This is a genomic window from Deinococcus pimensis DSM 21231, assembly GCF_000519345.1.
Classification (GTDB): Bacteria; Deinococcota; Deinococci; order Deinococcales; family Deinococcaceae; genus Deinococcus_A; species Deinococcus_A pimensis.
In genome coordinates, this window is sequence record NZ_KI912662.1 from 39,682 (window position 1) to 44,040 (window position 4,359).

General features: G+C 72.0%; 5 protein-coding genes. 1 reads left to right on the top strand and 4 read right to left on the bottom strand.

Annotation, left to right across the window (positions count from 1 at the left end):
* From DEIPI_RS38060 to DEIPI_RS0117490, 4 genes are all read right to left on the bottom strand, one after another.
* Positions 1-123, bottom strand: a 123-nt coding sequence (locus DEIPI_RS38060) for a metal ABC transporter permease (RefSeq protein ID WP_211238314.1), incomplete at its 3' end; no start/stop codon positions are given.
* Positions 116-919, bottom strand: a complete 804-nt coding sequence (locus DEIPI_RS32290) for a metal ABC transporter ATP-binding protein (protein WP_045234616.1) — start codon at positions 917-919, stop codon at positions 116-118. The genes DEIPI_RS32290 and DEIPI_RS38060, both read right to left, overlap by 8 nt.
* Entirely contained in the window at positions 916-1,905 is a 990-nt protein-coding gene (locus DEIPI_RS0117485) for a metal ABC transporter solute-binding protein, Zn/Mn family (protein ID WP_084474504.1), read from the bottom strand. Before DEIPI_RS0117485 ends, DEIPI_RS32290 begins: the two co-directional genes overlap by 4 nt.
* 114 nt (positions 1,906-2,019) lie before the next feature.
* Entirely contained in the window at positions 2,020-2,865 is an 846-nt protein-coding gene (locus DEIPI_RS0117490; RefSeq protein WP_157463765.1) for a LysM peptidoglycan-binding domain-containing M23 family metallopeptidase, read from the bottom strand.
* Between the two features lie 188 nt (positions 2,866-3,053).
* On the opposite strand from DEIPI_RS0117490, the gene DEIPI_RS32295 reads away from it, so the two are divergent.
* Positions 3,054-4,359 (top strand): cation:proton antiporter (locus tag DEIPI_RS32295; protein WP_045234618.1); only part of this gene is annotated, 1,306 nt, incomplete at its 3' end.

A 4,359-nucleotide genomic window follows, 5' to 3' on the forward strand; every position in this document is an offset into this window, starting at 1 on the left:
GTCGCCGAGCAGGCTCTGGCGCCGCAGGACCGCGAAGGCGCCGAGGACGCCGCCGACGAGCCCGAGCAGCGCGGAGCCGAGCGCGACGTTGCGCAGGGTGTAGTCGGTGAGGAGCTCAATCATCGGCCGCTCCGGGCAGGGGCGCGGCGCGCAGGGCGCTCCCTGGCGCGGGCGCGTCGAGGAAGGCCATGCGGTCGCCGTAGGCGCGGCGCAGGTTCGCGGGCGTGAAGGTCGTGTCGACGTCGCCCGTGGCGATCACCTCGACGTTGAGCAGGGTGACGCGGTCGAAGTACTCGCGGACGGTGTCGAGGTCGTGGTGAACGACGACGACGGTGCGTCCGCGTCCGCGCAGGTCGCGCAGCACGTCGAGGATGGCGCGTTCGGTGGGCACGTCCACGCCCGCGAAGGGTTCGTCCATGAAGTAGAGTTCCGCGTCCTGCGCGAGGGCGCGGGCGAGGAAGACGCGCTGCTGCTGCCCGCCGGAGAGCTGGGAGATCTGGCGGTGCGCGAGGTCCGCGAGCCCGACGCGGTCCAGGCAGGCGAGGGCGTCCTCGCGTTCGCGGCGGCCGGGGCGGCGAATCCAGCCGAGACGGCCGTAGAGGCCCATCGTGACCACGTCGAGGGCGCTCGTGGGGAAGTCCCAGTCGACGCTGCCGCGCTGCGGGACGTAGCCGAGGCGGCGGCGGGCGCGGGCGAGGTCGCCGCCGAAGAAGCGCACGGTGCCGGCGGCACGCGGGACGAGGCCGAGGACGGCCTTGAGCAGGGTGCTCTTGCCCGCGCCGTTCGGGCCGACGATGGCGCAGAGCCGCCCGGCGGGCACGTCGAGGGTGACGCCGCGCAGGACGGGCGTGTCCCGGTAGGCGACGGTGAGGTCGCGCACGGAGAGGGGCGCGGCGGACGTGGTGGGGTGCGTGGTCATTTCAGGGCCTCCACGAGGGTGTTCACGTTGTGCCGGACCATGCCGACGTAGGTGCCTTCCGGGGTTCCCTCGGCGCCGGCGGAGTCGGAGTAGAGCTCGCCGCCGACGTCGAGGTCGTGGCCGCGCGAGCGGACGGCGGCCTGCACGGCCTCGACGGTGCGGCGCGGGACGCTGGACTCGACGAAGACGGCGCGGATGCGGCGCCGCGCGATGAAGTCGGCGAGGGCGCGGACGTCGCGGGTGCCGGCCTCGGCGGTGGTGGAGAGGCCCTGCAGGCCGCGCACCTCGACGCCGTAGCGGTCGCCGAAGTAGCCGAAGGCGTCGTGCGCGGTGATCATGACGCGGCGCTCCCTCGGGACGTCGTTCACGCGGCGTGTGATCCAGCGGTCGAGGTCGTCGAGCTCGCGCAGGTAGCGGTCGGCGTTGGCGCGGTAGACGTTCGCGTGGGTGGGGTCGAGGTCGGCGAGGCGGTCGCGGACGACGGTGGCGGCGCTCTTCCAGAGGGTCACGTCGAACCAGACGTGCGGGTCGTGGGTGCCCTCGCCGACGTCGCGCAATCGACGTTCGGGGATGCGTTCGGTGACGGCGTGGGACGGGTGGAAGCGGCCGAGCTTCTCGAGGACGTCGGTCATCTTGCCCTCGAGGTGGAGGCCGCCGTAGAAGGTGACGTCGGCGTTCGCGAGGCGGCGGACGTCCCCGGCGGAGGCCTTGTAGAGGTGCGGGTCCACGCCGGGGCCCATGAGGCCGCTGACCTCGACGCGGTCGCCGCCGACCTGGCGGACGAGGTCCGTGATCATGTTGACGGTGGTGGTGACGCGGATGGGGCGGTCCTTGAGGTCGGCGCGCACCTGGCGTTCCTGGGGGGCGCAGGCGTTCAGGGCGGTGAGGAGCAGGCCGAGACCGAGGATGCGGGGGGCGGCGCGGGGGGCGGACGGGGAGGCGCGGGGGGCGCGGAGGGAGGCGGGAATCTGGGGCAGTCGAGACATACCCTATTTTTAGCCATGCCTAAATCTGAAATTCAATAGGCCGAACATTCGCTTCAGGCATACGTGAAGACCGCGCCCCCTCCGGGAGGGGGCGCGGTCAGGCCACGGCGGGTGTCAGCGCAGCTTCTGCGGGTCGACGGCCTTGCCGTTCTGATACACGCGGTAGTCGAGGTGCGGGCCCGTGCTGATGCCGGTGCTGCCGACCTGCCCCACGGCGCCCCCGGCGGCGACACGCTGGCCGGGCTTCACGAGGAGCTTGCTGAAGTGGCTGTAGCGCGACGTCCAGCCGCCACCGTGGTCCACCACGACGGTGCCGCCCCAGCCGTTGCGGTTGTCGAAGCGCGCCTCGGTGACGACGCCCGCGCGCGCGGCGCGAACGACCGTGCCGACGGGCGCGGCGATGTCGACGCCGTCGTGACGGCCGCTGCCGAACACCTTGAACTCGCGCATGCCGAAGACGGACGTGACGACGCCGTTGAGGGGCCACAGCCACGACAGCGCGCCGAAGCTCGCGGCCTTCACCTGACCGTTCGGGGCGGCCTGGGCGGCACGGCCGCTGATGGGCAGGCTCAGCTTCTGCCCCACCACGAGGGTGTAGGGGCGGCGCAGCCAGGGGTTCACGGCGAGGATCGCGTCCTGGCTCAGCCCGAGCCGCCCGGCGATGCCGCTGAGGGTGTCGCCGCGCTTCACGGTCAGGCTGGTGGGCCCCTGCTTGGGGTTGCCGCCGCCGAGCGAGGGCAGTTCGATGACCTGCCCGGCCTGCAGGGCGCGGTCGGGGCCGAGCCTGGGATTGGCGGCGCGGATCGCGTCGACGGTCGTGCCGTTTCGAGAGGCGATGTTGCCAAGGGTGTCACCGGGACGCACACGGTAGGCGTCGGCACCGGCCGAGCCCAGGGCGACCAGGGACACCAGGACCCCACACCCGACGTGGCGCCGCATGGAGGGGAGATTGCGGCTCACGTCGGACAGGAAACCACACGATGATAAGAAGGTAAAGCCCTCCTTTACCACGAAATTCTCACAAATGAAGGTCGACGACTCCAGAGAACCCGCGCCAGAACGCGAAAAATCGGCACCAGGGTAGTGACGCCCACCGTCTTAATACCCGGCCTCCCAATGTGAGCTCCGGGCGGGTTTTACGCTAAGCCATGCGTCGCCTGACCCCACTGGCCCTCCTCGGCGTGACCTCGGTGGCCCACGCCGCCTCCGAGGCGCCCGCGTTCTTCCCTCAGCTCACGCTGCTGCTGCTGCTCGCGGGCGGCGCGGCGTACCTCTCGTTCCGCGTCGGGCTCGTGCCCATCATCGGCTTCCTGCTCGCGGGCGTCCTCGCCGGGCCCAGCGCGCTCGGGCTGATCCGCGATCCCGAGCTCATCAACGCCGCCTCGGAGATCGGCGTGATCCTGCTGCTCTTCGCCATCGGCATCGAGTTCAGCCTCGAGCGCCTCGCGCGCATCGGGCGGCTCATCTTCGTCGGGGGCGGCCTGCAGGTCGGGCTCGTCGTGGGCCTCACGACGCTCGCGCTCACCGCGCTCGGCGTGAGCGTCCAGAACGCCGTCTTCACGGGCTGCCTCGTCGCGCTCTCCAGCACCGCCATCGTCATGAAGCTCCTCTCCGACCGCAACCGCACCGGCAGCGAGGTGGGGCAGGTCAGCCTCGGCATCCTGATCTTCCAGGACCTCGCGGTCGTCGTGATGGTGCTGCTCGTGCCGCTCCTCGGCGGGCAGGGCGGCGGACCGCTCGACGTGGTGTGGGCGCTCGGGAAGGCGGCGGCGCTCGTGGTGCTCACCCTCGTGTTCGCCCGGCGGGTCATGCCGAGGATCCTGGAGGCCGTCGCGCGGACCTGCTCGCAGGAGATCTTCCTGCTGACGGTCGTCGCGATCTGCTTCGGCACGGCCTTCGTCAGCAGCCTCGCCGGGGTGAGCCTCTCGCTCGGCGCGTTCCTCGCGGGACTCGTCGTGAGCGAGAGCCGCTTCGGACGGCAGGCGCTCGGGGAGATCCTGCCCCTGCAGATCCTGTTCAGCGCGGCATTCTTCCTGTCGGTCGGGCTGCTGCTCGACGTGGGCTACCTGTGGACGCACCTGCCGCTCGTGCTCGCGGCGCTCGTGCTGGTCGTGCTCGCCAAGGCCCTCACGACGGCGCTCGGGGTGCGCCTGCTGGGGTACGGCACGGCGTCCGCGCTGGGCGCGGGCCTGCTGCTCGCGCAGATCGGGGAGTTCTCCTTCGTGCTCGAACGCACCGGACGCGACGTGGGCCTCTCCCCTGCCGGTCTCGGCGAGGAGGGCACGCAGGCCTTCATCGCCGCGACGGTCCTCCTGATGGGCGTCACGCCCCTGCTCGCGCGGCTCGGGGAGACGCTCGGGGCGCGGGTGTCCGCGCGGACGCCCGTACAGGCGGGTTCGAACGCCGCCGAGCAGGACACGGGCGCCGCGCACGACGACTCGCCCCTGGCGGGCC